Below are 24,812 nucleotides of genomic sequence, written 5' to 3'. Positions count from 1 at the left end.
GTGCCTGCCGGTTGGCCAGCACGTCCGTGAACGCCCTCGACAACACGTGCCGGCCCGACGCCTCGTAGATCTCGACCGTCCACGTCGACCAATTGCGCGGCGCGCTGCTGAGCATCAGGTCGAGGGCGACCCGCTCCGCATGCGCGCGCATCAGCGCCCAGGTCGGCAGCCGCTTGCCCGTCATGTCGGCTACGAGAGTGTGCCCGTCCGTGCAGTGGAAGCGGTAAAGCGGTGTGGGCATTGGCCTTCTACCCCGCCTTCCACACCATCTCACTGCTACGTGCCCGGCCGTCTTCGCCATGGTTGAACCGTCGTAACGCATGCTGTTTGTTCCGGTTTCGTTCCTGACGAAGACGGACCTGCGATGCATCCCCCACCCCTCGAACCGCCTGTGGAGATCCGGCTGCTATCTCGCCGCGGCGCTCGTGATCGCGAAGCCAGCCCGTAGGTGGACACCCTCGGAGACATCGCAGGCGATCGCGTCGTGGTGGAGTGCTTGTCCTGCAGCCGGAGGGGCGTCTACGCGACAGACGGCCTTGTGGCGCGGTTCGGGCCCTCGATGCAGCAGCTCGACGCGCTCCGGCATCTGTCGGGCTCGTGCCGGCATCAGCGCCGCCCTGGGTCGCCACCAGCGCGCAAATACGAGAGCGCGTGTCAGGCCCGGTTCATCCTGCCACCATCTAAGAAACAGATCGTGCCGACGCCGATCCAGCGCGGCCTGAACGTCGAGGCCTGGACGACGTCGGGCTCGATCGAGTGGCACCTGGCGACGGTGTGGAGCTTCGAGCTCGGCCACCTCGTGCTCGATGCCGCAGCGAAGCTCTACCCGGACCAAGAGATCACCCTGCGTCAGGCCTGCCGGGTCATCGGAAAGCGCGAGAAGCCGGAGTGATGGGGGCGTTCACGTCAGCCGCTCCCACACCTCGACCGCGAGCATCACCAGGAAGCCCAAGCCGATCAGGTAGATCGGGAAGCGGTTCTTTGCGCTTTTTGCACGGAAGGGGTCGTAGCTTACTGCGCTTGCTCCGGCCCCTCGACCAGCCCGAAGAGATGCGCCAGCGCGATCAGCTCGCCGTCGGTGCATTCGTGGCCGTCGACCAACCACAACCCCAGGTCATTGCTCGGTGCCTCAACGTTCCGGCCGATCGCGCGGAGAGCTTCGGCGGCTTCGTGGAAGCGATCGTCGCTCAAGGCGTCGTCGCCCTCGCCTTCGGGTTCACCCGGCCCCGCATCTCTTTGCCGGCCTTGAAGGCAAGCGTGGTCTTGGCTGGCACCGCGACCGGCACTCCGTTCCTCGGATTACGCCCCTGCCGGGCACGCTGCTCCTTCACCGTGAACGATCCGAACCCACGGATCTCCACCCGATCGCCGGCCGCCAACGCATCCGAGATGCGGTCGAGGATGGCACTGACCACCTTCTCGCAATCCCGCTCGTAGAGATGCGGGTTCTGAGCGGCGAGGCGCAGGACGAGGCCGGAGCGGATCATCGCGCCGGAATGCAGATGCCGGCGCCGCTAGGCAAGCCTCAACGTGCCCCTCGCCGTTGACTTAGCCGTGCCTGCCAGCCGACATGCCATGTCCGGCTGTGGCGCGCCCTATGGCGAGTCGTGAGCCGGCTGGAACAAGGGATCAAGGCCGCGAGAAAGACCTAAGCCCAAAACGCCAACGGCCCCACCCCGGCAAGGGTGAGGCCGTCGAAATCGATGGGTCTGTGGAGACCGGTTACAGCTCCCCAGACATCATAGCTCCCGCCGGGAGTCAATCGGGATCATTTCCCGAGACGATGGCGCTTTGCCTTTTGCCGGGGACGGTTCACGCCGAGCCCCCTGCTTTGACGCGGCCCGAGCAGGGCTGTGACCGATGAACTACGCCTACGAGATCCGCCGACAGGCGGAGGCGGCTCCGCGCGCCGCGTTGCCGGCCGTGGCGTCCGCGATGTGGAAGGCGTTCGGGGAAGGGCATCTGTCCGAGTCCGAGGCCGAGGCACTGTCTGGGCTGATCGAGGCGCGGCAGTTGACCGAGCGTCCCACGGACTTGCACCAGCGTCCCATAGCAGCCCCCAGGAAAGCCGTCGGCTCGCGCCCGCGGACAGATGCCTCAATGCAGCGCCGTCGCCGCTGGGCGGCCTCTGGGCGGCTCCCGCCGGGCCTCGCGGCACGGTTCACGCTGGCGGAGCAGGCGGTGCTCTCGCTCGTCGCGGCTGAGACCGTCCGACGGAAGGACTGTCGCCTCGCCGTCGGACACCTCGCGGCGATCACGGGGGTCGCCGAGACAACCGTACGCAACGCGATCCGCGAGGCGAAGAAGCTCGGGCTGGTGTCGGTCGAGGAACGGCGCGTGACGGGCTTCCGCAACGATACCAACGTCGTTCGCATCGTGTCGGCCGAGTGGACGGCCTGGTTGCGGCTGACCCGGAAGGGTGTCCTCAGAATTGAGGATACCCCGCCCGCCGTGCCCGACGAGACAGGGTGCAAATCCGCGAAGCGCACGCCTACTGATGTTTCATACCCTGTGAATTCAGGGCTGCGGGACCGTCAAAAGGGCTGCCGACAAGCGGCGGGCGACCTTGCCGGCAAAGCCCGATCTGGCATTCCTGCGTTTGGTAGAGCCGGCCGAGCCATGCGGTAGCCGCAGACGGGCGTTCGGCATGGCGGACGGCATCGGTTACGCTTAAGCGAGGCGAGAATGAACAGCCCCAACATCGCGATCGAACAGCTAAACGAGATCACTCGCGCAAGCGCCAGAGACCTACCGCTTGCAGAGCGTTGTGCCTTGTACGCGGGGACCCGCGTCCTCGTTGACGATCTGCGAACACATGCCCTTTCAGAAGCGGGCGAGATCGACGGGTATCTGTCTGAAAAGCTCCGCAATGTCCGATGGCACGTCGGCGCTGTGCTCGGCTTCGACGTAGACAACGGCCACGCCGACGACCAACACCGGGTCTGGGCTTATGGCGCGCTCAGCACCGTGCGAGACATATTCGCCGAGCGGTTTTCGGAGGACGACTGAAGCGACTTGTCCTCGCCCTGTGGCACATCCGACGCGGCGGCTCCGCGTGCTTCACATTTTCCCAGTCGCCTTATCAAAGCATCGGATCGAAGGAGCTCCGAGGGGCCGATTTGCTCGTTCAACATCCTCAACCATTCGACGCAGCTCACCTCTAGCCGCATAACACGCATCCTTCGATGCGAACTCGGCAGAGCCAGTCGCAACCCCTGCCCCAATCGTCGGGATGATCCAAAGCATGACCCACATGCCCTGAACCATGACGCATGTGGGTCTCGCGCGACAAGCCAATGGTAGCATCACCTTGATCGCTAGTTGAAATAGATGTCCCGGTCTCGGTCGAAAGTGCCCGTGATATTGCCCGCTTCGGATGGCGCCCAAACCATAATTGCCGACCAGAAATCAGGGTCGAACGTATTGCTTAGGTAAAGATATCTCAATGCGCTTATCAGCTTATTTCGATCCCATGCTGTAGATCCGCCACGCGTGTCATAAATGTCTTCCAGGTCGTAAGCAGATGGTATTTTCTCTTTCTTGAGCAACTTATCATCAAGGAGTTTTGATAGCTCAGAAAGCATATCTGGCGTTACATCGAACTCGTCTTCATACCCGCGGTGCCAATGCGCGCCGCTATGCATCTGTGGAAAAACACCATCGTCCCAGGCGTACAAGTAGGCATCGGAGATCAAATGCTTCCCTGCTTCAGTCAAAGCAAATGACATAACTTGAAATCGCATGAGCATGAAAAGTTTTTGATCTGACATTAAACATCCTCCTGCCAAGCCTTAGAGCGTACCGAGTCGTTGTGGATCTCGGCAAGCAGGCTCGCAATTATTTGGAGGCAGCTCTTTCTTCCCCAGCAACCGCCTCTACCGCTGCGATCGCGTTCTCAAGCTCTGCGATCCGCTTCAGGGTGCTGTCGGCCGGCATTGTATTGTACGCGGCCGCCTGCATGATGAGTTCGCGTTGACGGGCCTTGAAGCGGTCCAGGAGGGCTTCGAGCTTGTCCATGGCGCGCTGTAGCGAGGCGTGCCTTTCTCGACAACAACGAGCCGGGGATCTTCAGTCCGAGGTTGCGGCGTGGCAGGCTGACCGAGGCGCACCGGCGGTGAGCGGTGAACAAGGCCGATCGACCGGCTGCAAGTAGGTTCGGCTTGCGCATAGCGCCAACGCATCCTATAGTCGTTTGGCTATAGGAACGCGCCATGACGGATCAGCCCGAACCGAATCGCCGCATCGTCGTCTGGGTCGCGTCTTCCCGGAAAGACATCCGCGATATGCCGCCGGAGGTTCGGCGCGAGTTTGGACAGGCGATCGACGACGCGGAGCTCGGCGGGAAACACCCGCACGCCAAGCCGCTGAAGGGCATCGAGGCGGTCGAGGTCGTGACGGACTTCGACGGGGACACCTTTCGGGCCGTCTACACGGTCAAGCTGGAGGGCTACCTGTACGTGCTCGATGCGTTCCAGAAGAAGTCGACCACGGGCCGCAAGACTGCCGTGGTGGACATCGATCGCATCAAGCGACGGCTCGCCGCCGCCAAGGAGAATCACCGGATGAGAACCGCAACTCAGGGCACTGGCTGACATCGAACCACCCGGGCCCGCGAAGCCAGAACGCCAATCTCTTCGCACGCCTGACCGCCCGTCCAAGGAACCGCCCCCGCCATGACCGAAGCCCCCGCCGCTCCCTCCCCCAACGCACGCCGCACCCGCCGCCCTATCCGCAACCCCGCCGCAAAGACTGCGCGCGCCAGCACCGCATCCGCGTCGCCTCCCGATGACGAACCGATCACCTTCGAGACCGGCAGCGGGAACGTCTTCGAGGATCTCGGCCTCCCCGACGCGACCAACGAAGCCATCAAGGCTCGCCTCGTCATGCGCCTTCGCGCCGAGATGGACCGACGCGGCCTGAACCAGACCGAGTTCGCCGCGCTGCTCGGCGTGAAGCAACCCGACGTGTCCAACCTCGTGCGCGGCCGCGTGCTCGGTTTCTCGCTGGAACGGATGCTCGATTTCACCCGCGCCCTCGGCGACGAGGTGGAGATCACGCTTCGCCCGTCCAAGGTCGAGCGTCAGGGACGGATGTCGCTCAAGGTCGCCTGACATCCAAGCGCAGGAGGACTGAAGGTGACCCTACGCCGTCTGCTCGAAGCGCCAATCGCCGATCTCACCTTCGCAGACGTGGAGGCGCTGATCCTTGAGGAGGCGGAGGAAGGGCTGCGCTTCGAGCTGAAGCGCGATCTGCAAGCGAATAGCGGGCAGGTCGATCCCTGGATGTCGGGCGGCAAGAAGCTCGGAGGCCCGGCACGCGACGGCTTGGCAAAGGAAGTCGTCGCCCTGGCAAACGCCTACGGCGGAGCTATCGTTGTCGGCGTCGATGAGACCGACGATCATCCGAAACGCGCTCGCGGATTGGCACCCACGCTGATCCCGAACGTCATCGAATGTGCAGAGCGAGTGCAGCAGGCGCTGGACAGCCTAATCGACCCGCCGCTTCCAGTCCTGGAGGTCCGTGGCATCGAGACACCCGATACGGATGGCGGTGGTGTCTTGGTGATCCGCACCGGCGCCTCGACGCGCGCGCCACATGGCTACGGCCGCCCTCCCCTGGCCTACATGCGACGCGGATCCCGCTCGGAGCCCATGACGATGCGCGACTTGCAAAGCGTGCTGTTCGAGACCCGGAGCCGGGGTGAGCGCATCACAGCTCTGCTCGAACAACGGCGAGCCGCGCTGATGCGGATGATCGGCAAGGGGGCGATCGACGCCGCGGGAGCGGATGGGCCGCGCCTGGGGGCCGCGCAGGGGGTCATCTGGTTTCGGTGCACGCTGGTCCCGGCCGAGGACTTGCAGCTTCGGGCCGATGATCTGGGCCGCTTGGGATACCTAATCCGCCCTCAGCCCCAGTCAGGCTACGCAGCCTTGGGCGCTGGGCAATTTCATTACGGCTGGCAGCCTCGCGTGGGCGGTATCGAGGCCATCGATTCCGGCAACCGTCACACCGCCCGTTGGTTCGTTGGGGATCAGGGTGTTGTCGACGCCTACGGTTTCCTAGCCCTCGACACGTACAAAGATCGTGACGACGTTTTTGATCCTGTCCTGTTCCCGCCGGTCGTGTTCGAGGTTCTCGCGATGGGCGAGCGGCTGCGGCGTGCAGCCAGGAGGCCGGAGGTCGAACTGGTCATCGAATGCGAGCTCAATATACCGGGAAAGGCCTGTGCCGTCGTGGCTGGCGGACGCATGGATCGCCTCGTCGACGTCCCTGATGGTGAGACGCGGATCGGCCCCTACCGCCTCGGTAACATCGAGGATTGGGCACGAACGTACACCGAGATCCAGCGCGGGCTCTGGGCCGCCCTCGGCCTGCATGTCGTCCAGCCTGTGGCATTCAATTTAGAGGAATGGCTCGCGGAGATCGAAGCGCAGCAAGGGGGCAGGAGGTGAGCAGCTTCGGGAAGGGTCTCGTCGAGGCCGCGCGCCAGGCGCAGGGCATCGCACGGGGTGAGGCCGACCCCGCCACGTTCCGGGTGCATGTGCCGGCCGATGTGGACGTGCGGGAGATCCGCAAGGGGCTGGATCTGACGCAGGCCGAGTTCGCTCAGCGCTTCGGCTTCCCGATCGGCACGCTCCGCGACCTGGAGCAGGGCCGGGCGCGGCCCGACAGCTCGACGCGGGCCTACCTCATGGTGATCCGCCGGGAGCCTGAGGCGGTCCGCCGCGCGCTCGAAGCAGCCTGATCTATGGCGTGGCCGCCGCCCGGTCTGATGCCGAAGATGTTGTTGAACTTCGTGGCCGAACCGCTGCGCCCCCAATCCGTCTCAATGGAAGCCTCGGCCAGAAGGAAGCGGGCCGGAATGCCGGTCTGGGACGCAGCTAGCATCGCGTACGGAGCGAACTTCTGGATGAAGTTGTTCTGATAGGACGGAAGGCCACTACCGTCCGCACCGTATTTATTTTCTGGCGCGGCAAGCTGATTGAAAGGTACCTGGTTTCCGGCCATGACGCTCCTCCAGCGCCAGGACCTTCCCTGGCTAACTACAATTCGTCGGTTTTAGGATCAGCCCATTAAGCGGGCCACTGAATACTTCGAAGAAGCCGCTCACACGGGCAGCTTCAGCTTTCGCGGCTCTCTTCCCCCACGGGGCCTCGGCAGCGGATCGGCTGTCGGCCGGGTAGGACACTGCCGTCTCTTCCGGGATCGTGCGGCCGTCGTAGGTTTGCTCGACCGTGAACCGCTCTCCGGCACCTTCGATCACAACGAAGACCTTGCCGTCTGCGCCCGTGGGGCGCGGCAGCGTCTTGGCAGTGTGGTCGAAGTAGCTGGCCGCCCGGACGACCTTGAAGGGCACGCCGATGAGATCGGGGCGTTCAGGCCCCTTCGCGCGCCAAGCATCCTCGGGGCTTTGCTCGGCCCTCTCGGCAACCAGGCTCAGTCCATCGAGCTTGCACGTTCCCGCCCGCGCCCCTCCGACCGCCAGCACCGCACCGATCAGCCCGAACACCACCGCGCGCATCGACTTGCTCCATGTGAGGTTTAGGTTATACCTCAACCCATGGAACCTGTGAAGCGAAATCGTGGCGGTCGGCCTGCAACCGGGAGAGATCCCCTTACGGCCCTACGCTTGCCCCCACCCCTTCTGGCTCAGATCGATCGGTGGCGCGGCGAGACGTCGAGGTCCGAAGCGATCCGGCAGCTGATCGAGGCGGGCATGCAGGCGCGGCCGGGCGGGCCGAAGCCGTCCGCATGATGCTGAATTGTCGGGATTTTCGCGGGCGTGCGTGGAGCCCTAACGTTTAGGCAGGTTTCGCCCGTCGGGCAAGTTCGGCTCCCCCTTGGAGCATCCGAGCAATCGTGTCCCCACGGCCCGCGCGGATTGCGCCGTGCGGATCAAGCGCCGCATGGCGACAGCGCGATAGGTTGATAGCTCGAAACGGTCGCAGCGCCGCCGAGGCGCGGGCGACCGAAAACCCTTGACGGTCGAGCCAGTCGCCTCCGATGGGCGGAAGGTCAATCCGATCCGAGCCCGACCATGGACACGTCGACGATCTCCGCCCGCCTCCACGACATCCTGCGCACCGCCTGCCGCGTGCGCCAGCCAGGCCCGGGCATTCCTGCCGACGCCGGCCTCTCGGACCTCGCCGAGGTGAAGGCCGGCCTCCGCGATCTGATCTCATCCCTCGGCGAGATCCGCCCCCCTCGCCTTCCGCCGCGCATCCACGCCACGGCATCCGCCTTCCCAAAGGGTCGGATCGCGGGGACGCGAGCGCTCGTTCAACATCGGCGCCGTACCCGAGCCACCCCCGGCAAGGACAACACGGCGGTGACGTCGCGGGCAGCCGACGGCGACAGGCATCGGCCGTCGATGATCTCGATGCTTGCCGCAGCAGAGCTGTGTTTCGGTAAGGCAGGGGTCGCGCCGAAAGACGGCCCCTCATCGCGCGATCGGTAGCGACGAACGACGACACCTCCGCACTGCGACAGGCCCGTGCAGACGTGCGGAAGAAACGATGCACTCCCGCATCTCGCTATGGTGCTAGCGCGCTTTCACGGTACCCCTCGCGCGCGCGGGCGCGTTCATTCTATCGATCGGGTCGAACCCGATTCGGCTCAAGCGACCGGCGGCTTGCCGTGCTTCGTGAGCACGTCGTTGATGGCTTCGGTCATCACGTCCTGCAGGGTCCGCTCCCCGTCGAGGGCGATGAGCTTGAGCTCTCTCCAGGCCTCGGGGCGGGCACGGACCAGGATGCCCTTGCGGCCGTCCGGCTGACGGGAGTTCTTGCCGGAAGCCGCAACGTCCGCCGGGCGTCCGGCTTCGACCGCATCGGCCCGCGCCTCTCCCGGCGCCTCGGCCGGTTTCGCGGCAAGCCTCGCCCCGAGGTTCGCGAAGCTCGGTTTCTTGCTCAACGTCGTTTCCCTTCCTTGAGGCCGAGTGCCCGGCGGGTCTCCTGCCAGAGCTCGATCATCTCGGCGGCCGCGGCGCTGCCTGGCTCGAACTCGCCGACCGCCTGCCCGCTCGCGAGTGCATGGGCGTAGGCCGCGCGCGTCGTCACCTGCCCGGCCCAAGGCGTGGCGTTCATCGCGAACAGCGCCTCGCGCGCCTCGGTCACCACGTGGGACGGGTGAACGCCACGCCGCGGCGGCGCCGAGTTGATCACCGGCAACACCGGCTTGCCCAACGTCCGCGCCATCTCCAGCGTCGCGGCGACGGCGGCGATGTCGAACACGGCTGGCCGGAACGGGATCACCGCCAGGTCTGCGACGCGCATGGCCGCGGCGATGTCCGCGGTGTTGTGCGGCGGCGTGTCGATCAGCACCCACTTTACGCCGTCGGCGCGAGCGGCCTCGACGGTCTCGCCGAGCTGGCGCGCCTCGCACTTCACGAGCACCGGCGTCTCGGCTTGCCTCAGCTCATGCCAGAGGGCGAGACTGCCTTGCGGGTCGCAGTCGATCAGCACGGCCGGCGCATCGGGCGCATCTGCGAACACCGAGAGATGCGCGGCGAGCGTGGACTTGCCCGAGCCGCCCTTCCGGCTGGTGAAGGCGATCACCTTCACGGGTGGGCCTCCGCCGCACAGACGGTCCTCGCCGTGGCGAACGTCTGGTCCAACCCCGTCGTGCAGATCGAGGCCTTCCCGGTCCATGCATCAGTGACGACGGTGCGGGTGAACGAGCCGGCCTGAAAGCTGGTGACATGCCAGCGCCCGGCCATCGCGATAGCGAGCGCGATCATCGTCCCGCTGGCCACCATGGCTACCGCGATCTCACGCAATGGATGTGCTCCCGCAGAATCAAAGCGCCGTGCGGAAGCACGGTCGAACAGGCGAAGGACCGAAGCGAGCGAGGCTGCTATCAGCGTAGCGCCCTGCGTCGCTCCGGCGCTGCCAAAGTGCCGAAATCCGAATGTCTGACAAGTGTCCTTATCGGACATTCACCATTCGGCGGGTAGGGTGTGGCCATGATGCGCCGCCTCGCCCTCTCCTACTGGACGCCGATCGGGGCTGGGCTGGTGCTGCTCAGCCTGCATCTCGCCTGGGCGATCCGGTGGGAGCCAAGCAAGCGCGGCGAGGTGGTGACCGGGTTCGGCGCTTGCCTGATCGTGCTCGGACTGCTGATTGCTGCACGTCCCTACATCCGCTCCGGGATGCGCCATTTCGTCGACGCAGAGGTTGGGCCGCCGCCAGCGGATCGCCTCCGCGATTATCTCGCGGCTCAGACCCAGATACCAAAGATCGTCTCGGGCGAGCTCATGTACCTGGTCGATGGCGCCCGGTACGCCAGCAAGCGCGCGGAGGTCCGACGCGACGTGCTCGCCGAGCGCGCGGTTGCCGTAGTGGTGATCGCGGCCGGGACCCTCCTCAACGGGTATGGTCCGCTGCTCGTCCGTCTCGCTGGCTGGGAGGTTCAACCGTGAGCAACGCCCTCGTCCCGATCGTCGACGCCGAATTCGAGGAGCTGCCGCTCGCGCAGGCCGCGCGCGGGGAGGGGCTGCCGGCCATCCCGCAAGCCGACGGCGACGATCACCTCGTCGAAATGTGGATCGCGAAGCACACCAGCCCGCACACCCGGCGGAACTACGCGATGCAGGCCCGCCGCTTCCGGTCCTTCGTCGGCAAGCCGCTGCGTCTCGTCCGGATCGGCGACGTCCAGGCGTTCATGGCCGGCCTGGGCGAGATGGCGCCGGCGACGCGGGCTACGGCGATCGCCGCGGTCAAGTCGCTCCTGACGTTCGGGCAGGAGGTCGGGTTCCTGCAGTTCAACGTCGGCAAGGCCGTGAAGGCGCCGCCGATCAAGAACAAGCTCGCCGAGCGCATCATGTCGGAATCGGACGCGATGCGCATGGTCGCGCTGGTGGACAACCCGCGCGACCGAGCGTTCCTGACGCTGCTCTATGGTGGCGGCTTGCGGATCTCGGAAGCCTGCGCGCTGCGCTGGAAGGATCTCGCCGAGCGCGACGGCGGGGCGGGGCAGGCGACGGTGTTCGGCAAGGGCGGGAAGACGCGGGCCGTGCTCCTGTCGCCGAACACCTGGCGCACCCTCCACGCGCAACGCGGCGAGGCCGGCGCCGACGATCCGGTGTTCCGTTCGAGGAAGGGCGGGGTCTGCATCACGACCCGGCAAGCCGATCGGATCGTGGGTGCGGCCGCCGCACGGGCGGGGCTGTCGGCCGAGATCTCCGCGCACTGGCTCCGGCACGCCCACGCCTCGCACGCGCTCGATCGCGGCGCGCCGATCCATCTCGTCCAGGCGACGCTCGGACACGCCTCAGTCGCGACGACGGGTCGGTATCTGCACGCGCGGCCGTCGGAGAGCTCGGCACGGTTCCTCGGGGTGTAGGGCGCCGCTCGGTTCGGCCTTCGCCCCGTACCTTGACGAAAGCTTAGGTTAGCCAAGAGATTTCGACGGGCGCCGCGGCGCCGACCATCGTGGAGCCAGTTCCGGCGTGCGCAAGATCACCCTCGACGAGGGCAACGTCCTAACCGTGCACCGCGTCGTGACGGGCCACGGGGAGCGGCGGCCAGACCCCGGCGACAGTTTCCATGACGTGGTCACCTGGTGGTTCCGATCCGGCAAGCTTTCCGGCCGGATCGGATGCGCCGTGGAGATCCACGCCGTCGACGCAGGCAGCCTCTTTCTCGACTACAGGCTCAACGGGCAGCCGGTGCAGCAGACGTTCGCGCTGGTCGCGCGGCCCTGCCAGTTCGGTGGGCGCCGCTGGTACGCGCGATGCCCGCAGACGGGTCGAACGGTGTCGAAGCTCTACGGCTGCGCCGGCACCTTCCAATCGCGCCGTGTGATCGACGGCTCGTACCATTCGCAGGACCGTGTGCCGATGACGGAGAAGCTGCGAGACCGCGAGGTCTGGCTTCTACGACGGCTCGGTGCCGACGACAGCGCTCGCGGCGATCCGCCCAAGCCGAAGTGGATGCGGTGGCCAACGTACAGTCGGCTCGCGCTGGAGCTGCGGGCCGTCCGGTACCGCTACGGCCTCGCCATGGCCCGCGACCTCTATCGGCTCACCGGGCACGACGTCTCGGATGGGCAGGCCCCGGAGATCATCGCCCGAACCGGGATCGCGATGCCCTGACGGCGGGACCGAACGGCCGGGAGTGGGAGGCCGACGGGGTTTTGCGACCAGTACGCGCGCGCGAGGGCCAGCGCGGGACCTAGTCCTCAGTAAAATACTGGAAACTGCTGGTGGGTGGCATCCCGAACGGGATGGCTTGGGCGAGTTTCGGGAGCAATACGCCCGCGCGCGCGAGGCGTGGGCGGGCTTCGACGCGGTGTGCGCCCGTCCTCATCTAATGCGACAGGGCATGCTCGAGATTGAACGACGCAGCCCACCGCTGATTTTCCCCTCGGGGCAGGGGTGATCAGGAGGCGTGCATGACTCGGTACTTCTTCGACTTCTACGACGGCGAGACGCAGCGCGACGAGATCGGCCAGGAGTACGCTGGGCCGGAGGAAGCCGCCCTCCAAGCGATGCGGTCGCTCCCGGAGATTGCCAAGGATCGGGTGCTGCAGGACGGCAGCATACGGGCCTTCACCATCGCCGTTCGTGAAGAACTTGGCCCGACCGTCTACACCGCGACCCTGACCCTCACGGAGGTCTGGATTGGGGAAGACCAGCCTCCGGAGGGGCAGGAGCGGGCCCAGTCTGAGGACGGCGATACCAGCCGATGACCGTCACCCTGCCGAACGATGCAGACGGGGCGATGCAGCTCGGCCGCGAGGCCGGCGCGATCCCGAACCGCTGTGCGAGCGACTGTCCGTACGGGCACGCGGCGATCAACCTGCGGATCGCGTGGATGGACGGCTTCTCGCGGGGGCGGTTCGAGCTGCACGAGGCGACGGGAGCTGCACCGGCGACCCGCGCATAAGGGCGCACGCCGAAAGCTTGGCATGGTGCTAGCACAATAGCATGATGCGCCACTGCGGGCATGCAGCGCTGAGGATGTAGGATGGGCGAAGCGCCCGAGGGTGCTGGTCGCTGGACAGCCGACCGGGTCGGCGAGGCGATGATCGAGGCGTTCCGCGTGCTGCCCTCGATGCCGGTCTACTCGCCGCGGCGGGCCGAATTCGTGCCGGTGCTGCCGGGGCAGGACCTTTCGCCGCTCGACGTGGTGGCCCTGTCAGAACACGTGCTCGGGCGGACCTCGCCGGAGCGGAAGACGTTGCTGCTCTGGGCGCGGTCCCGGGCGTCCGGCACGTCCTTCCGGGAGCAGTGCCGCGAGCTGGGCCTGAACCGCGCCACCGCGGACCGGCGCCTGCGGGTGGCACGCGCGACGATCGCGGCCGAGATGAACCGGGCCGTCGACGAGGCTGGGCGCGCGCTCGACGAGCTGCGGCGCTCCTCTCCACAACTCGCGGAGTACGCCGAGCGCCTGTGACGGCCGGGTCCTACCGCATCGGGCGAAGTTCGCTCTAGGGTCGGCGGACCACGCCAGCCGAGACGAGAGCCATGCCGATCCGGCGGGAGCACCGATTCTTCTACCCGATCGACTGGCGCCAGCTGTCGCGCGAGATCCGCTTCCGGCGCGCTGGCGGGGCCTGTGAGGGCTGCGGACGGCCGCACGGGCGCATCGCTCGTTCACCTCGGCGACGGGCGCTGGTGGGACGCCGAGGTCGGCGCCTGGCGCGATGGGCAAGGGAAGAGCCTCGCGTGGCTGCCGACACTCGCCGATCTGACGGGCGGCCTACGGACCACGCGTGTGGTGCTGGCGACGGCGCACCGAAACCACGACACGGCGGACAACGGAGCCGGGAATCTCGCGGCGTGGTGCCAGCGCTGCCACCTGGATCACGACCGGCCGGAGCACCGCCGGCGCCGGTGGTGGACCCTGTTCCGGCGGCGGGCGCTCGGCGACCTATTCAGGGGGAGCTACCCGCCGTCCTGACGTCACCCGAGCCGCGCCAACCGGCGTAGCGCCCACTCGATCTCGTCCCTTTCGGCATAGAAGCCCTTAAGGCAGTTCCGAAGGCGCGTGGCTGGAATGAAGGTCGCCGAGAAGGCCTGAAGCTGCTGTGTGCTTCGCTCTGGTCACAAGCAGGGGTGGACGAAGAAGCCCGGCGCAGCGGGTGCTGGCCGGGCTGAGGCTTGTCCAGGTTAAGCGGGGCTGCGTGGGGTCGCCGGCTCACATGGTGAGCTGGAACCCGCCCTCGATCACGCCGACGAGGTGGACCTGCGCCTCGGGGCTCTGCGCGATCTCTAGCGCCACCGTCGCACGCGTCACGCCGTGCGCGAGCTGGTCGATGTAGAACGCGGCCCCGCCCGCCTCTGGCGACCGGCCGAGCGCGCCCTGGTAAAGGCCGTTCACGAACGCCAGGTCGCTGCCGCTCGGGTTGCGCCCGGCATACTCGGTCGAGTTCAGGATCGTCGTAGCCGCTTGGGCGAGCCGGGCTGCTTCGCCCGCTGCCCCGCCACCGCCGTTCTCGACGAAGTTCGAGAGAGCCTGCAAGCCGCCGGCATCCGGTGCCCGCCCGAGCAGGCCGTAGTACAGCCGCGCCACACCGGACTCGGAGGCGTCTGGTACGTACACCCCGGCCTGGAACGTCGGTCGCAGGAGGTTCTGCGCCTCGGTCGACGTTGCCAGCTGCTGCGCCACGGTGGCGGGGCTCACCCCCGCCGCCAGCTCTCCCGTGAAGGTTTGTAGACCGGAGGCGTCGGCGGCGCGTCCGAGCAGGTTCTGGTACAGCCCCTGGACGTAACCGTTCGGGTCTGTGGCCGGGTTCGATCCGGTGTGCTCCGCCGAGCCGAGCAGAGCGTTGGCCACGTCGGTAAGCGTGGCGCCGTTCTGAAGGGCGGTGGTGTAGGTCTCCAGCCCGAGCGGGTCGGGGGTACGACCGAGCAGCGCCTTGTACAGACCGTACACGCCGCTGACGGCCATGCCAGTTGGGCTGCTGGTATCCGTCACCGTATCGCCAAAGGCCGGCGCATTGGCCGGCTGTGGCGTTGGTCCGGTGGGTTGGGTCGGTGTCGGTTGCGTGGGCTGGGTCGGTTGCGTGGGCTCCGTTGGTGCCGGAGTGACATCACGGATCACCACGTCGTTGCCGTCACCACCCCTGTAGTCGATGAGGTAGCTGTGGCCCTGAAGGTTGAACGTGTCGTTAGCAGCGAGCGCCACGGTAGCGCCGTTGACGTGTAGGCTGGTGAAGCGGCCAGTGACGGCGTCGGCAGTGCTGTCGTTGTCGATAAGCGTCAGGCTCTGACCAACGCTGCCCGAGAAATCCATTGGGGCGGAGAAGTCGAGCAACCCGGCCAGCGCGACCGTGCCCCTAACGTGGATGAGGTCGGCGTTGGCCGCAGCACCGGCACGTGCGCCAACGTCCTCGTGGAAAGTCGGGGTAGCTCCGTTAGCTGCACTCAGCGTGAGGCTGCTGGTGGTGAACTCGCCCACCGTGTTCATCATGCCGTTGGTCAGCGTGCCAGCCGAGATCGTGCCGCTGACCGTGACCGCGCTGGCGACGGAACCAGTCCCGCCGAACTTGGCCAGAGCATCGACTGTCACGGTGCCGATACCCGTGGAGACGGTATTGACCAGCAAGGCGCCGTTCTGCACGGCAGTGGCGCCCCCGTGGCTGTCGGCGCCCGTGAGGATCAGCGTGCCGGCGCCGGCCTGGGTGAGCCGCCCGTTGCCAGAGATTGCGTTGGCCAGTGTGAGCGTATCGCTATGGTTGATCGCCAACGTGCCAAAGGAGCCGATCGTGATGGCAGAGTTGGCCGCAAGCGTGCCACCGTTACCAAGTTGCAGCGTGCCGCTGTTGATCACTGTCGGGCCGCCGTAGGTGTTATCGGCAGACAGCGTCCAAGTCCCGGCGCCGTCCTTGACGATGCCGCCAGTCACGGCTGTGATACCGACCGTGCTCACTTCGCCGTTGCCCGCGCCCCCGAGTGTCAGGGTGCGTCCCGCAGCATTACCTGAAATCCCACCTGTCAACGTGAGTGAACCAGTGTCCGAGTTGATCCGTGCTGAGGAACCCAGTGTGATCGCGCCACCGTAGGTGTTGTTACCTGCGACGTTCTCCAACGCTCCGGCATTGCCCACGCCGGTGCCTGAAAGGCTCAGCGCCTCGGCACCAACCGTGATGCCGTTCTGGATCTGGAGCGTAGCGCCCATGGCGACGGCGGTCGCGCCGTCGATCGCGCCAAGAGACGTGTTGTTTCGGATGTTGAGGATGCCGGCTGAAACCGTGGTCGCGCCGGCGTAGGTGTTGGGGCCGGTCAGCACCATGGTACCGCCCGAGACCGTGAAGCCACCCATCCCAGCAATGACGCCGGAAAACTGTGAGTTGGGGCTGGCACCGGCCACGTTCAGGGTGTGGGTGCCGAGAACGACATTGCCGCTACCGGTGAGCGCCTTGATTGTGGTGTCGTTCGTGGCGCCAGAGATGTCGAAGGTACCATCCACGCCGACGCTTCTCGACTGAGCGATCGAGCCGTCTCCCGACAGCGCAAGCGTGCTTGCGCCGGTGACGACGGTAGAACCAGTGTAGGTGTTAGCAGCGGTGAGGGTAACCTTGCCGCTGTCCGAGAAAACAAGCGAGCCGCTGCCAGCCGTATAGTCGTGGATTACGTTGCTGAGTGTGACATCGGCGGTTCTAATCCCACCGCCGGGGATAAGGGTCGCGACGCCAATAATGCTCAGCGAACCTGTAACACCGATGCCGCCGTTTAGCGTGCCTGTTCCGTAGAGTGTGTTGAAACCGCCGGTGAAAGTGATGGCATCAGCCCGTTGCCCGGTGCCGTTGTTTGCAAAGCCGCCAGAGATCGTGCCGCCAGCGTTGTTGATGCTTAGGCCCGAGCCGACAACGCCTGCCCCGCCCTGACCAGAGTTGCTATGAAAGCCTTCAGCTCCGCCAACACCCCCTGTAATGGAACCGCTGTTCGTGAGCATCGCACCAGCAACGCCGAACTGGACACCAACGCCGCCATCGCCACCGGCGCCGCCAACAGCACCGCCTCCGCCCGCAGCGCCGTTGCCACCAATAATTTGCCCAGTGTTCGTGTTCTGACTCGTCGCTGTAGTAACGACCGCGCCATACCCACCTGCGCCGCCGCCGCCGCCGCCGCCTTGGTAATTGGCTGCTAAGGGGCCTGCGTCGCCCCCTGTCTGCCCATCACCTCCGCGCAAAGTAACGGTATTTGCAAGTGATGCTGTTACGGTACCGTTCAGACCGCCCGCGCCGCCACCGCCGCCACCGCTGCCGTTAGGATTTGGGCCGCCTGCTGCACCGGTCCCGGGAGGGGTGCTCGTCGTCCCTCCAGCAGCATTCCCGCCTGCTGGTCCAAGACCACCTTGTCCCCCTGCCCCGCCTCCAGCAGCGCCGCCGCCACCACCGCCGCCGCCAGCTGCGCCATTGAAGCTTCCATCGGTTCCAGCGTCACCGGGGTTGCCCGTGTATCCGGCACCCCCGGCTCCTCCAGAAGTGCCGAAGCCCGATGCTCCACCATTCCCACCCGCCATGTCCCGCTCCCATCCTGCATGGCCAGGTCGAGCCACGCGGGCTGCACCGGGCACGTTCTGGCGCCGAATCAGGCACCTTCATTGATCCAAGCAGCCATAGCTGCCGCATCGAGTCTGGAATAGGGCAGAGTAGCTGCAGGTAGCACCAGCGAAGCCTATCGATCCACAATGCAGCAAGCATCATCCATTAGTTTTCGCGGCTCAAAGGCTCGACCCTGCTCACAGCCCCGCCGCGTAGAGCAGCATCAGCCCGAGCGCCGAGACCACGTTGCCTTGGCCGGCCTCGTGCCCGGCCAGCGCCGGCAGAGCGCGCCACCAGCGCCGGGCACGGCCGATGTTGCGGGCGACCTCGGGCAGTCCGAGCAGGAGTGCCGTGCGCATCGAGAGGCGGTTCTTCATCGACTGTGTTCCTGGTGGTGGTCGAGTTCGAGGTTGCGGGCCGTGCCGCGGAGCCATGCGACCTGGCTGACGTGCCCCTCGGGCGCGCCGAGGTCGGGTTCCGCGTCACCGCCGTTCTCGCGGTCCGCGTCACCGTCCAGGCAATCGAGGATCGCGAGCAGGCGGTCGGCGGTGTCGAGGGCGGCCTGCGCGGCCTCCTCGATCAGGCGCCGGGTCTCGGCCGGCGAGGGCGGTACCGGCGCCGGAGCGGCCGGCCGCGGGCGGAAGGTGTGGAGCGTACCCATCGGTCAAACCCTCGCCGTCGGCGCGGCGGTCAGGGCGAGGGCGTCGCCGGCAAGGTCGTAGATGAAGGCCTGAGGGTCCTCGGCGTCGTACTCCTCTCGGCCGGTTCGCTTCAGGTCGGCATCACCGTCGAGGGCGACCGCGATCCGCGCCTTGACCCCGAGCCCGGCAAGCGAGCCCGCAGGCGTTCCGCGCAGGCGTTCGAGGATGGGCGCGCGACGGTCCTGCGCCGCCTCGTGCGCGGCGATGAGCGCCGGGAGGCTGGCAGCCTCCTTCGCGGCGGCAATCTCGGCCTGCCACCGGTCCCAGGCCGCCACGATGGCGTCGGCGCGCTCCTGCGCCTTGGCGTCCGGCAAGGCCCGCGTGCCGTCTGGCTGTAGCTCTCCGGCAGTCCCGTACGACGGCCGCAGGCAGCGCACGCCGCGCAAGTGCGCCACCTCCTCCGCACCGTAGTGCGTCACGAGGACGGCCTTGCTGCCGACGGTCTTAAGCGTCTGGGTATGGGGGCGGGGCAGGCTCTTGATGATCCAGTCGTTCCGCCAGATCCGCAGTTCGCGCGGCACCGGAGGGTTCTCGTACGCGTCCCCAGCCAGGGCATAAGCGGCGTACGCATCCTCGACGGCACGGTGGGCGGCGAGGAACTCGGCCTCCAGGGCAAGCAGCTCGGCGTCGAGGTCGGTAGCGTCGCCGCGGCCGTGCTGCCAGCGATCGCCGACGGCATACCCCCGGCTGGCCTCGAACACCTCCCGCGAGCGGAATGCGAGGTCGAACAACGCGTCGATGCGGAGATCCCGGCGCAGGCGAGCGGAGAGCGCGTCGGCATCCCGGTCCTGCTCGTCGGCGGGCGCCGCGTTGAACGCCCTCGCCTCCTCGTCCCGAGCGACATGGAGAAGGCGAGTTGCCATGTAGGCGATCCAGTCCGCCACCGGCTTCCGGCGCGTCATGCCGGCGGTGTCCTCGAATAGGACGAAGCCCGGTTCGGAGAGATCGTCGCCGGCCGGCTCGGCACGTTCCGGCGACGCCACGGCGGCCCAAGCATCCAGGCGCAGCATGCGGCGCAGGCTGGCGCTCCAGTCGGCTTCGGACGGGCCGACGACGTCGGGCCGGAATGCCGCGCGCCGCCGCTCGAACTCGGCCTGCGCGAGCTCGTGCAGCCGCACCGCTTCGAGCGGAAGCGCCTCCGCGATGTTGAAGAAGCCGAACGGCTCGATCGCCGGGCTCGCCATGTAGCCGGCCGGCGGCTTGTGCCAGTCGATCGGCGGGGTCGGGTTGGTGTCAGCCGCCGCCTCGGCGAGCGCGCGTATCCGCAGCTCGCGCTGTAGCTGGTCGGCGGCCGTCTCCCGTTCCGCCTCGTCGAGCCCTTCGGTCAGCTCATCGTAGCGGCGGTCGAACTCGGCGTCGGCTAGCTCCAGCAGCCGCGCCGCCTCCAGCCGGATCGTGAGATCGACTTCGAGGAGGTGCGTCGGCGCCGCCGGCGGGTACGGCACCATCCCGGGATGGTGGGGCGCCATCGCCGCCACCGCTTCGGCGGACGACGGAGGCTTGGTCCGACGCATCACGCGGCCGGCGGTCGCCTTCAACGCCGCCGCGCGCTCGCGCAAGGTCGGCTTCGGTTCGGCGTCCGGACGGCGCTTCAACGGGTTTCGCATGTCGGGATCTCCGAGGAGGAGCCCGCGAGCCGGCCGGCCCGGGGCGAGGGCGGGCGGGTTCAGTGCGGCGGGGCGAGATAGGCCAAGGCGGCAGCGCCGGCCCGGTTGAGCGCGTGGACGACGGTGGCGGCCGCCTCACCGAGCGGGATCGGCGCGCGGGCGCCGGGCAGGCCGAGCAGCAGAGCGAGGTCCGCCGCGCGGGCGGCGACCAGGCCGGCCGCGAGCGGGTCGAGGTGGAGCGTGCAGCCGTTCGAGGCGAGGGCGGCCCGAAGGTGCAGCAGCAGCCTGCGGGCGCCGGCCGGCGTAGTGCACGGGGTTCCGAGCAGGGCTGCAAGGGCGCCGCGCTGGACAAGGGCCGCGCCGTCGACGTCGCCCGGCGCGGCGTTCGCGAGCAGCGACCACGACCGCCCGTGCAGATCGATCGCCGCAAGGATCGGGTCGACCGCCAGGACGACGACCCGGGGGAATCCGACCTTGTTGACGTGGGCGGCCATGGCTCTCTCCTTCGCGCGCTCTCTTTGTCCGGCTGGCGTTCAGAGCAGCGAGGCGAGACCGGTCAGGACGCAGCCGCCGCCGATGATCGCGACGGCGGCCAGCAGCTCGCCGGCGACATCGACGAAGCGGCGGGCGCGGACGAAGGCGGTGTCGGGCCGAATCGCAGCCACGGCCTCCCATGGTGCATCCTCGCCGGGCAGCGCCTCGTTTGGCGGAGCGAGAGCGGCCGACTGGCTGTAGCGATCTACGCCCGGCAGCAGGCGGCTTGGCACCGGCGGCATCCGGCCGGACGGGAAGGCGCGCAGGATCGCGACCGGCGGCAGGTTCGTGCCCAAGAACAGCGTCAGGTCGGCGGCGCGGGCCTGCGCGAGCCGGTAGGCCGGCTGATGCCCGGCGGCGAACTCGGCCTCGCGATCGAGCCAGAGAAGCAGGTGCGCCAGCAGGGCGAGGGCGCCGAAGCGGGTCGTGCACGCGGTCGCCACCAGGGCGTCGGTCGCGGCGGCGTAGTCGTCATGGGCGACCACGGCCGGCATGCCCCCGGACGCGGCCAGGACGGCCGCCCAGGCGGTGCGGTGGCGATCGATCACGGCGTGGATCGGGTCGGCGGCGGGGTCGAGGGCGAGGGTACGGGCGTGCGTCATCGGTCGAGCTCCATCAGGGCGCGTCGGGTCGGTCGGGAAAGGCGAGGGGGAAGAGCGGTACCGGCTACGGCGGCGAAGGCGGCCGCATCGCGGCCGGGATGCCGGCGGTGGCCATCAGATCAGGTGCCGAAGGGCGACGAGCGCTGCGCCGCTGCCTGTCACCATGACGGCGATCACCCCCTCGGCCGCGATGCGCCCCAGGCGATGGGCCAGGGACGGCAGCGGCTCGGTTGCTGCGATCGGCGCTGGTGGGAGGGCCTGCGCCACGTCGCGGAGCGCGGTCGCGCCAACGGTGCCGGGTTCGAGGAGGGCAATGTCCTCGGCATGGTGCCGGATCAGGGCGTGCAGGCCTGCCAGCGTCTCGGGCTTCGTCCGGGCGAGCGTGCTTCGAGCCGCGGTGTCCCGCTCGGCCGCCTCGTCGGCGGCGCGCAGGAGGCGCTTGCCGCGCTCCCCACGATCGAGAGCGTCTAGAGCCACGGTGAAATCCTCCCGCGCCTGCCGTGCGGTTTCGATGGCCGCGAACACGGGGTCGGGGGTCCGAACCGTCAGGTCGAGCGGCAGGGCCAGCAGCGCGGGCAAGGCGGACAGGAAGGCGCGGCGGCCCTTGTCGGCTGCCGCAGTCGCTGATTTCGAGAACATGACCCTGTAGCTCCGTCGTGGTCGGTTGAGGGAAAGGCCCGGCCGAGCGCCCCGGCACGGGCCGCTCGGACTTAATGGGCGGCGGCGAGGCGGGCGGCACGGGCAAGCGCCCAGGTGCCTGTCAGGGCGGCCGAGAGGCACACGCCCCAGGCCTCGCCGGTCAGCGCCTGCCGGGCCTTCGCGGCGGCGCAGGCGGTCGCCATGATCGCCGAGCGGTCGAAGGCCCCGGCGGCCACGAGGGGACGGGTCAGGAGGGCGGCGCGGTCGGTACGGGTATGCCAAGCCAGCTCGCGGGCGATCCGGCCGCGCTCCAGCATCGTGCCGCCGGCCGCGCAAACCTGGATCTCGGTAGCGCCGAGCATCAGCGCGAGGCGGGGGAAGGAGGCGAAGGCGGCCCGGTCACCCTCGTAGGCCTCGATCAGCACCGCCTGGCGCTGGCCGTGCTCGTTCAGGCGGACCGCGAGGACAACGGTGCCCTCAGGGATCGAAGTGCCGGCCGTCTTGATCGTAGAAGCCGCGCCGGGCGCTCACGATCTCTGGAGCATTCACAGCCAGACGCCCGACGCGACAGGTGCCTTCACCCCCTAGTTACCGCGTCAATGGCACAGGCCTGCCACGTGGTAACCACGCAAGCCGGGGCCGCTCCCAGGGGAGCCCCAAACGAGATGAGACTCGCCATGCTGATCATCGCATTCGGGGCACTCGTGGCGATTGGCATTGCGGCGCTTCTCATGACACCGCTCGACCTGTCCGGGTCACGACCTGACGAATGAACTTTTCAGACCAGGCCACCTTACCACCGTAGGGAACTCGTCCAGTCAGCCCGCCCGGCATTCACCGCGGCGGGCTTTTTCGTGCGTGCCGCCTACCGCCCGACCTCCCACACCGGCACCCCAACAGGCCGCCCCGGCCGATCCCGCCGGTAGGTCTGGTTCCCCTACCGGATCCAGGTGTCGCCGATCGCCTCAACGCGGCGGGCGTTGATCATCAGGCCGCCGCAGTAGTCGACGCGGACCACGCCGACGGTCGGGTGCACGCCGGACAAGTCGGCCGCAGCACAGCTAGGCGCCACGGCCTCGTCATTGAGTTTGCCGATGGCCTAGAAGGTAATGAGCCAATCGTGCGCAGCTTTAGCTATGTTTTCCGTACTTTCAGCAAGACCGACGAGGACTGCCTCTCGCGACAAATGAGGACCATCATGCATATTGTTCAGCCAATTGTTCAGTCCCGCGGTTTCCGGGCCCCGGCCGAGCACATTTACATATAGTTGTGTTACATACTGCGTATCGTTCAATGAGCCGTATTTATTCTTAAACTCCTGAGAATTTGTGAACCCTGCTGCTATGCTCATGCCACTAACTGGAAGTATTGTGTCCGACAAGGCGGTATAATAATTCGCCTTAGCTGCTGCAGGCACATACGCATCAAAGTTGTTTTCCCAGTTCGCTAGCCCTGCAGCATCTGGCGCTCTTCCAAGTGCGGCCGAATACAGCCTTGCGACGTTGGAGTGATCCGCGTCAAGGAAGAAAACAATTTTGTCAGTAAATTGTATGCCCTCAAAGTTTTTGTATATAAATGCAGGCGCGCTGGCGCCCTTCGCAGCGAAACCAATAGACCCGCCGCCAAGATTGAAGAGAGTATACTCACTGCTGGCGCCGCCACCAGATATCACGTGAGGTAGAATCGAAGTGGTTGTATGCCCATCAGCCGAGACCACAATGTTATTATAGACTTGATCACCAGACGTGTATGTGTAGGCCAAATGTCCGCCCTGGGCGGGTACATGAGTAACGCCGTCTGAGGATGTATAGGTTTGATTTGGATTATTTGTTGGTGTGGTATTAGTATTAGTATTTCCAGGCGTGTTAGTGCTTAAGCCCGGCTGTGTTGAGAGGTATGACTGCAAATCTATTTCTAGCGAATAATTATGCTCGATCGGCTGCCCTGATGGGCTGTACGCACCAGTATGAACTTCTATGTAATGATCCCCAGGTGTGACTGCCCACACGGCCGTGTATCCATTCGGGGTAAGAACTCCTTGCTGTTGGAATGCAGCAGTGTATTGACTAGTCGCCTGAACTCCACCATTTAATCCAGATAATTTTGTGCCATCTATGGAAGCATAGTAGGAAACGATATCGTTAGATCCAATCAGTGTCGTGCTCATTGTTAAAGAAATTTGAGATACACCCTCTGGCGTAGTAATTTTATAAAAATCGACCGGATCAGAGGTGCCATCTCCAACAGAGTCGTAAATTAGAAAGTTTGCAGACCTTGATGCAGCGCTGGTGGTCCAACCATAAGGAAGCAGTACACCTTTATACGTTGCTGACCCGGCGCTGTTGTTGTTTGATAAATCGCTCATTTTGAGGAGGCCTATATAAGTTCGCTATCCGAACGTTTCGCGCGATCCTCTCGCGCCACGTTTTTATTAGCAAAAATGGATTATGGAACGACAAGTGTGCGGGTGACACATTTAGTCACAAATCGTGCCAATGACGCAGCTATATAGTACGCACTGTTGTGTTTATAGCACTACAGCACGTCCTAACTGGGATGAAGCTGAGATGGCTGATGCCCCCTGATTGAACCTGTTCTGGTGATGCCATGGGTCTCGCCGGATTTGGGCCGGCGGGGATAGGGGCGCGGGCGGGGCGGCGCAACGCGCGACCCGAGCTTCGTCCACGACCCGTTCAGAGACTCGTCAGCACTCACCCGGTGGATGCTGGATAACCAAGCCGCCGGATCCTCCGCCCCAGTGCCCCCTACCGCGAAACTTGTCGTAGGGTCGCCGAGTAGGTGAGGCATGACGAAGTCCGATCGTGCTCGAAACGACCTCGTGCCCGCTAAGCCGGACACCCTCGCCGATATATCGGAGGGGGAGTTCGTGATGCGATGGAAAGCTCTCGTTGGCGAGCCCCCAGCCGTCATGCTCAGCAGCCGCGCCGACATGGTGAAGGTGTTGGTGGAAAGCGTGCCGCCCGCGCCGACCGTTGGTGCACCCACTCTGATCGTTGATCGGACGGTAGCAGAGGATCAGGTGCCGTCAGGCGCTACCTGTCATGTCGGTTCTCGGTAGCTTCCTCACCCCTGCCGTGCCTGCCGGTTGGCCAGCACGTCCGTGAACGCCCTCGACAACACGTGCCGGCCCGACGCCTCGTAGATCTCGACCGTCCACGTCGACCAATTGCGCGGCGCGCTGCTGAGCATCAGGTCGAGGGCGACCCGCTCCGCAT

The 24,812-nt window shown here is 66.4% G+C and carries 34 protein-coding genes and 1 pseudogene; 15 read left to right on the top strand and 20 right to left on the bottom strand.

What is annotated here, in order from left to right; all coding sequences use genetic code 11:
• On the bottom strand, positions 1–241 hold a 241-nt coding region (locus MKK68_RS03960), incomplete at its 3' end, for a DUF6894 family protein (protein WP_244028892.1).
• Positions 242–559: 318 nt separating this feature from the next.
• Here MKK68_RS03960 and MKK68_RS03955 point away from each other — a divergent pair.
• Positions 560–892 carry a hypothetical protein gene (locus tag MKK68_RS03955; protein WP_244028890.1) on the top strand — a complete coding sequence of 111 codons (333 nt, stop codon included), beginning with the start codon at positions 560–562 and terminating at the stop codon, positions 890–892.
• A gap of 119 nt (positions 893–1,011) precedes the next feature.
• Here the strand turns inward: MKK68_RS03955 and MKK68_RS03950 are convergent, their stop codons facing one another.
• Both MKK68_RS03950 and MKK68_RS03945 read right to left on the bottom strand, forming a co-directional pair.
• A complete protein-coding gene (locus tag MKK68_RS03950) occupies positions 1,012–1,191 on the bottom strand; it encodes a hypothetical protein (protein ID WP_244028888.1) in 180 nt (59 codons plus the stop codon).
• Entirely contained in the window at positions 1,188–1,487 is a 300-nt protein-coding gene (locus tag MKK68_RS03945) for an integration host factor subunit beta (RefSeq protein WP_244028886.1), read from the bottom strand. Before MKK68_RS03945 ends, MKK68_RS03950 begins: the two co-directional genes overlap by 4 nt.
• 373 nt (positions 1,488–1,860) lie before the next feature.
• On the opposite strand from MKK68_RS03945, the gene MKK68_RS03940 reads away from it, so the two are divergent.
• The gene (locus tag MKK68_RS03940; protein WP_244028884.1) at positions 1,861–2,628 is read left to right on the top strand and encodes a helix-turn-helix domain-containing protein; all 768 of its coding nucleotides are present in this window, start codon (positions 1,861–1,863) and stop codon (positions 2,626–2,628) included.
• A 57-nt stretch (positions 2,629–2,685) separates the two neighbouring features.
• Positions 2,686–3,009: a hypothetical protein gene (locus MKK68_RS03935; protein WP_244028882.1), complete on the top strand. Its 324-nt coding sequence runs from the start codon at positions 2,686–2,688 to the stop codon at positions 3,007–3,009.
• A 308-nt stretch (positions 3,010–3,317) separates the two neighbouring features.
• On the opposite strand, the gene MKK68_RS03930 is transcribed toward MKK68_RS03935, so the two are convergent.
• On the bottom strand, positions 3,318–3,770 hold the full coding sequence (locus tag MKK68_RS03930) for a hypothetical protein (RefSeq protein WP_244028879.1): 453 nt from the start codon (positions 3,768–3,770) through the stop codon (positions 3,318–3,320).
• A 67-nt stretch (positions 3,771–3,837) separates the two neighbouring features.
• Positions 3,838–4,017: a hypothetical protein gene (locus MKK68_RS03925; protein ID WP_244028877.1), complete on the bottom strand. Its 180-nt coding sequence runs from the start codon at positions 4,015–4,017 to the stop codon at positions 3,838–3,840.
• Between the two features lie 194 nt (positions 4,018–4,211).
• On the opposite strand from MKK68_RS03925, the gene MKK68_RS03920 reads away from it, so the two are divergent.
• The 4 genes from MKK68_RS03920 to MKK68_RS03905 all read left to right on the top strand — a co-directional run bounded on the left by MKK68_RS03920 (position 4,212) and on the right by MKK68_RS03905 (position 6,745).
• A complete protein-coding gene (locus MKK68_RS03920) occupies positions 4,212–4,592 on the top strand; it encodes a type II toxin-antitoxin system RelE/ParE family toxin (RefSeq protein WP_244028875.1) in 381 nt (126 codons plus the stop codon).
• An 81-nt stretch (positions 4,593–4,673) separates the two neighbouring features.
• Complete coding sequence (locus MKK68_RS03915; protein ID WP_244028873.1) at positions 4,674–5,111, top strand: helix-turn-helix domain-containing protein; 438 nt, start codon at positions 4,674–4,676, stop codon at positions 5,109–5,111.
• 24 nt (positions 5,112–5,135) lie between these two features.
• On the top strand, positions 5,136–6,452 hold the full coding sequence (locus MKK68_RS03910; RefSeq protein WP_244028871.1) for a helix-turn-helix domain-containing protein: 1,317 nt from the start codon (positions 5,136–5,138) through the stop codon (positions 6,450–6,452).
• The gene (locus tag MKK68_RS03905) at positions 6,449–6,745 is read left to right on the top strand and encodes a helix-turn-helix domain-containing protein (protein ID WP_244028869.1); all 297 of its coding nucleotides are present in this window, start codon (positions 6,449–6,451) and stop codon (positions 6,743–6,745) included. The genes MKK68_RS03910 and MKK68_RS03905 overlap by 4 nt, the downstream gene beginning before the upstream one ends.
• On the opposite strand, the gene MKK68_RS03900 is transcribed toward MKK68_RS03905, so the two are convergent.
• Positions 6,685–7,008: a glucosaminidase domain-containing protein gene (locus MKK68_RS03900; RefSeq protein WP_244028867.1), complete on the bottom strand. Its 324-nt coding sequence runs from the start codon at positions 7,006–7,008 to the stop codon at positions 6,685–6,687. The genes MKK68_RS03905 and MKK68_RS03900 overlap by 61 nt on opposite strands.
• A 31-nt stretch (positions 7,009–7,039) precedes the next feature.
• Positions 7,040–7,522: a hypothetical protein gene (locus tag MKK68_RS03895; protein WP_244028865.1), complete on the bottom strand. Its 483-nt coding sequence runs from the start codon at positions 7,520–7,522 to the stop codon at positions 7,040–7,042.
• Positions 7,523–8,038: 516 nt separating this feature from the next.
• Here MKK68_RS03895 and MKK68_RS03890 point away from each other — a divergent pair.
• Positions 8,039–8,458 carry a hypothetical protein gene (locus tag MKK68_RS03890; protein WP_244028863.1) on the top strand — a complete coding sequence of 140 codons (420 nt, stop codon included), beginning with the start codon at positions 8,039–8,041 and terminating at the stop codon, positions 8,456–8,458.
• A 158-nt stretch (positions 8,459–8,616) separates the two neighbouring features.
• On the opposite strand, the gene MKK68_RS03885 is transcribed toward MKK68_RS03890, so the two are convergent.
• The 3 genes from MKK68_RS03885 to MKK68_RS03875 are packed head-to-tail and all read right to left on the bottom strand — an operon-like array spanning position 8,617 to position 9,778.
• Positions 8,617–8,913 carry a ribbon-helix-helix domain-containing protein gene (locus MKK68_RS03885; protein ID WP_244028861.1) on the bottom strand — a complete coding sequence of 99 codons (297 nt, stop codon included), beginning with the start codon at positions 8,911–8,913 and terminating at the stop codon, positions 8,617–8,619.
• A complete protein-coding gene (locus MKK68_RS03880; protein WP_244028859.1) occupies positions 8,910–9,563 on the bottom strand; it encodes an AAA family ATPase in 654 nt (217 codons plus the stop codon). Before MKK68_RS03880 ends, MKK68_RS03885 begins: the two co-directional genes overlap by 4 nt.
• On the bottom strand, positions 9,560–9,778 hold the full coding sequence (locus MKK68_RS03875; protein ID WP_244028857.1) for a hypothetical protein: 219 nt from the start codon (positions 9,776–9,778) through the stop codon (positions 9,560–9,562). The genes MKK68_RS03880 and MKK68_RS03875 overlap by 4 nt, the downstream gene beginning before the upstream one ends.
• 186 nt (positions 9,779–9,964) lie before the next feature.
• Here MKK68_RS03875 and MKK68_RS03870 point away from each other — a divergent pair, with 186 nt between their 5' ends.
• The 7 genes and pseudogenes from MKK68_RS03870 to MKK68_RS03840 all read left to right on the top strand — a co-directional run bounded on the left by MKK68_RS03870 (position 9,965) and on the right by MKK68_RS03840 (position 13,904).
• Positions 9,965–10,420: a hypothetical protein gene (locus MKK68_RS03870; protein ID WP_244028855.1), complete on the top strand. Its 456-nt coding sequence runs from the start codon at positions 9,965–9,967 to the stop codon at positions 10,418–10,420.
• Entirely contained in the window at positions 10,417–11,343 is a 927-nt protein-coding gene (locus tag MKK68_RS03865; RefSeq protein ID WP_244028853.1) for a tyrosine-type recombinase/integrase, read from the top strand. The genes MKK68_RS03870 and MKK68_RS03865 overlap by 4 nt, the downstream gene beginning before the upstream one ends.
• 106 nt (positions 11,344–11,449) lie before the next feature.
• Positions 11,450–12,094 carry a hypothetical protein gene (locus tag MKK68_RS03860; RefSeq protein ID WP_244028851.1) on the top strand — a complete coding sequence of 215 codons (645 nt, stop codon included), beginning with the start codon at positions 11,450–11,452 and terminating at the stop codon, positions 12,092–12,094.
• 299 nt (positions 12,095–12,393) lie between these two features.
• Positions 12,394–12,690, top strand: coding sequence for a DUF6894 family protein (locus MKK68_RS03855; RefSeq protein ID WP_244028849.1), 297 nt, complete (start codon positions 12,394–12,396; stop codon positions 12,688–12,690).
• Positions 12,687–12,887 (top strand): hypothetical protein, encoded by a 201-nt coding sequence (locus tag MKK68_RS03850; protein ID WP_244028847.1) that lies wholly within the window; start codon positions 12,687–12,689, stop codon positions 12,885–12,887. The genes MKK68_RS03855 and MKK68_RS03850 overlap by 4 nt, the downstream gene beginning before the upstream one ends.
• A gap of 81 nt (positions 12,888–12,968) precedes the next feature.
• On the top strand, positions 12,969–13,397 hold the full coding sequence (locus tag MKK68_RS03845; RefSeq protein WP_244028845.1) for a hypothetical protein: 429 nt from the start codon (positions 12,969–12,971) through the stop codon (positions 13,395–13,397).
• A gap of 71 nt (positions 13,398–13,468) precedes the next feature.
• A pseudogene (locus MKK68_RS03840) lies at positions 13,469–13,904 on the top strand (hypothetical protein).
• Between the two features lie 237 nt (positions 13,905–14,141).
• On the opposite strand, the gene MKK68_RS03835 reads toward MKK68_RS03840, so the two are convergent.
• The 10 genes from MKK68_RS03835 to MKK68_RS03790 all read right to left on the bottom strand — a co-directional run bounded on the left by MKK68_RS03835 (position 14,142) and on the right by MKK68_RS03790 (position 23,941).
• Positions 14,142–16,901 carry a beta strand repeat-containing protein gene (locus MKK68_RS03835; RefSeq protein WP_244028843.1) on the bottom strand — a complete coding sequence of 920 codons (2,760 nt, stop codon included), beginning with the start codon at positions 16,899–16,901 and terminating at the stop codon, positions 14,142–14,144.
• Between the two features lie 275 nt (positions 16,902–17,176).
• Positions 17,177–17,416: a hypothetical protein gene (locus MKK68_RS03830; protein ID WP_244028841.1), complete on the bottom strand. Its 240-nt coding sequence runs from the start codon at positions 17,414–17,416 to the stop codon at positions 17,177–17,179.
• A gap of 274 nt (positions 17,417–17,690) precedes the next feature.
• The gene (locus MKK68_RS03825) at positions 17,691–17,870 is read right to left on the bottom strand and encodes a hypothetical protein (protein WP_244028839.1); all 180 of its coding nucleotides are present in this window, start codon (positions 17,868–17,870) and stop codon (positions 17,691–17,693) included.
• A complete protein-coding gene (locus MKK68_RS03820; protein WP_244028837.1) occupies positions 17,867–18,154 on the bottom strand; it encodes a hypothetical protein in 288 nt (95 codons plus the stop codon). Before MKK68_RS03820 ends, MKK68_RS03825 begins: the two co-directional genes overlap by 4 nt.
• Before the next feature lie 3 nt (positions 18,155–18,157).
• Positions 18,158–19,801, bottom strand: a complete 1,644-nt coding sequence (locus MKK68_RS03815) for a hypothetical protein (protein WP_244028835.1) — start codon at positions 19,799–19,801, stop codon at positions 18,158–18,160.
• A gap of 59 nt (positions 19,802–19,860) precedes the next feature.
• The gene (locus MKK68_RS03810; RefSeq protein WP_244028833.1) at positions 19,861–20,295 is read right to left on the bottom strand and encodes a hypothetical protein; all 435 of its coding nucleotides are present in this window, start codon (positions 20,293–20,295) and stop codon (positions 19,861–19,863) included.
• Positions 20,296–20,334: 39 nt separating this feature from the next.
• The gene (locus tag MKK68_RS03805; RefSeq protein ID WP_244028831.1) at positions 20,335–20,937 is read right to left on the bottom strand and encodes a hypothetical protein; all 603 of its coding nucleotides are present in this window, start codon (positions 20,935–20,937) and stop codon (positions 20,335–20,337) included.
• Positions 20,938–21,051: 114 nt separating this feature from the next.
• Positions 21,052–21,576: a hypothetical protein gene (locus MKK68_RS03800; RefSeq protein WP_244028829.1), complete on the bottom strand. Its 525-nt coding sequence runs from the start codon at positions 21,574–21,576 to the stop codon at positions 21,052–21,054.
• Positions 21,577–21,647: 71 nt separating this feature from the next.
• A complete protein-coding gene (locus MKK68_RS03795; protein WP_244028828.1) occupies positions 21,648–22,001 on the bottom strand; it encodes a hypothetical protein in 354 nt (117 codons plus the stop codon).
• A 674-nt stretch (positions 22,002–22,675) separates the two neighbouring features.
• A complete protein-coding gene (locus MKK68_RS03790; protein ID WP_244028826.1) occupies positions 22,676–23,941 on the bottom strand; it encodes a DUF4214 domain-containing protein in 1,266 nt (421 codons plus the stop codon).
• Positions 23,942–24,812 lie beyond the last annotated feature (871 nt).

This window comes from Methylobacterium sp. E-016 (assembly GCF_022829745.1).
In the GTDB taxonomy this organism is placed as follows: Bacteria; Pseudomonadota; Alphaproteobacteria; order Rhizobiales; family Beijerinckiaceae; genus Methylobacterium.
The sequence above is the reverse complement of the archived record's forward strand: the minus strand, read 5'-3'. Positions and strand labels throughout refer to the sequence as shown.